Annotated in this window: 1 protein-coding gene; it reads right to left on the bottom strand. The window is 73.1% G+C overall.

Translation table 11 applies throughout. The annotated features are described in order from the left end of the window. Nucleotides 1–517, bottom strand: a 517-nt coding sequence (locus ACLFKU_RS44010; RefSeq protein WP_410853426.1) for a DUF3999 family protein, incomplete at both ends; no start/stop codon positions are given.

Below are 517 nucleotides of genomic sequence, written 5' to 3'. Positions count from 1 at the left end.
CTGCAGCGGCGTCTGTGTCTGCCAGTCCAGGCGCAGCGCCTGCACGCCGGTCTTCAGCGCGCTGGCATCGATCAGCCAGCCGGCGGGTTGTCCGGCCGCCCCGCCCCGCCCCAGCCGCGCCTCGACCCGGCGCACGCTGCCGTCGGTGTTCCGCTCGGTGAGCAGCTGCAGGTCATCGCCGGAGGTGCCGGCCATCGGCGGCAGCGGAAACCAGGACAGCGTCTGCCACTGCGGTGCCTGCGCCAGCGGCTGGTCAGCGGCCAACAACGCCGACGGCAGGGCCTGGCCCTGCGCGTTGAACACCTGCACATCGGCCAGACGGGGCGAGACCGCGGTGCGGTACACGCCCTCGCCGAGGGTCAACCGGTACGCACCGGCCTGCGGCTGCGCGAGCTGCAGCGGCCATTGCTGGCGATAGGCCTGGCGACCATCGGCGCCCTGGGCCTGGGCCTGGGCCGGAAGCGCCGGAAGCGCCAGCGCAGCGAGGAGGATCAGCGGGCGAAAGGTCTTCAAGACT

Origin of the sequence: Paraburkholderia sp. EG304 (assembly GCF_046543485.1) — a bacterium.
GTDB lineage: Bacteria > Pseudomonadota > Gammaproteobacteria > Burkholderiales > Burkholderiaceae > Paraburkholderia > Paraburkholderia youngii.
This window is presented reverse-complemented; position numbering and strand designations above follow the sequence as displayed.